This is a genomic window from Bacillus pseudomycoides DSM 12442, assembly GCF_000161455.1.
In the GTDB taxonomy this organism is placed as follows: Bacteria; Bacillota; Bacilli; order Bacillales; family Bacillaceae_G; genus Bacillus_A; species Bacillus_A pseudomycoides.
In genome coordinates this window covers 4,980,298-4,981,486 of sequence record NZ_CM000745.1, presented here as the reverse complement: position 1 = coordinate 4,981,486, position 1,189 = coordinate 4,980,298, and the positions used below count along the sequence as shown (strand labels likewise).

The 1,189-nt window shown below is 38.1% G+C and carries 3 protein-coding genes; all 3 read right to left on the bottom strand.

Annotated elements, in window-relative coordinates:
• Positions 1-850 (bottom strand): DNA topoisomerase (locus tag BPMYX0001_RS25285; RefSeq protein WP_033799363.1); only part of this gene is annotated, 850 nt, incomplete at its 3' end.
• Positions 851-880: 30 nt separating this feature from the next.
• Complete coding sequence (locus BPMYX0001_RS34605; RefSeq protein WP_255299145.1) at positions 881-1,003, bottom strand: hypothetical protein; 123 nt, start codon at positions 1,001-1,003, stop codon at positions 881-883.
• Positions 1,000-1,188 (bottom strand): hypothetical protein, encoded by a 189-nt coding sequence (locus tag BPMYX0001_RS25280; protein WP_006097016.1) that lies wholly within the window; start codon positions 1,186-1,188, stop codon positions 1,000-1,002. The genes BPMYX0001_RS34605 and BPMYX0001_RS25280 overlap by 4 nt, the downstream gene beginning before the upstream one ends.
• Position 1,189: the final 1 nt, after the last annotated feature.

Here is a 1,189-nt window from a genome sequence, read left to right as displayed (position 1 = left end):
TTAGGTTATATAACAATTTTGGTTTCTTTTTTCTGGTACTCTCTTTAAACTCCGTTACGGTTAAAGCTGTACCGACTAGTTTTGTCCCAAGCTTTTGTAAAGGAGCTGGATCTAATAACTGGTCTTCTGTTTTCATAACAGCTTCTAATCCATTCTCTGTGATGAGTTTTAGATTATAGTAGGTTTGTTCCTTATAATTTTCTATGGCTACCTCACATTGCCAAATCTCATGTAACAGGCACATTTGCACACGCCCCGTTGCCAATAAGAATTGATTTTTAGCAAGTTTCGTTGTACATCCTCTCGTCACATTAATTCCGAGAAGATAGTCTAGGTATTGCCTTGCTTTTGCGGAATTTGCAAGTCCGTCATAGTGTTCCCCTGGCTCTAATCGGTTCAGTCCTGCCTCTAATTCGGCTGGTTCATACGAAGCAAGCCAGAGGCGAGATTGTCGTTTATTTACACCCGCATATTCATACATTTCACGATAAATCAGCTCGCCCTCACGGTCTCCATCACAAGCGTTGACCACATGATCTACATCCTGACGTTGCAACAGATCTACTAGAATATTGATTTGTTCGATATAATCTTGCTTCACTTTGTATTCCGGCTCTAACAAAAGGGGCAAGTGTTCGAATTTAAATTCTTTGTATTTCTCATCTATTTCTTCTGGATGCTTCAGCTCTAATAAATGACCGGAACACCAACTAATAATGTACTGATGGTTCTCAAAGTATCCAAAATAAGGTTTACTCCCCATATGTTTCTCTGCATTTCGAAAACGTGGTGATTTCAATAATTCGTATGCAACTTTCGGCTTTTCCGCAATAAATAATGTTTTTCCCATTACGCATTCCTCCTCATGTATGTAACATCTTTAATTTTGACGCTTGATTCTCCGCATTTTGAAGCGTTTCATCACACATTGCCCCATCCATAAACAAATGTTCAATGCCACGACTACAAGCAACATACAGCCAGCAAATAGCCATGGATTCATGACATCTTTCTCCATTCCCAATCTTTCTGCAGAAAGACATACATTTGTTTTTTCTCTGACAGTATTTCACGTACAAATTTAATTTTTTCTTTTGGTAGTGCTATAAAAATTAATTCTTCTGCATTTCTTGTCTCTGCCCATACACCTGTGTAATCGATGTCTACAATTTCAACGATATTTACCATT

Excerpts from the sequence above, each read along its gene's own strand:
- BPMYX0001_RS34605 (WP_255299145.1), bottom strand. The coding sequence starts at position 1,003 with ATGAATCCATGGCTATTTGCTGGCTGTATGTTGCTTGTAGTCGTGGCA.
- BPMYX0001_RS25280 (WP_006097016.1), bottom strand. The coding sequence starts at position 1,188 with ATGGTAAATATCGTTGAAATTGTAGACATCGATTACACAGGTGTATGG.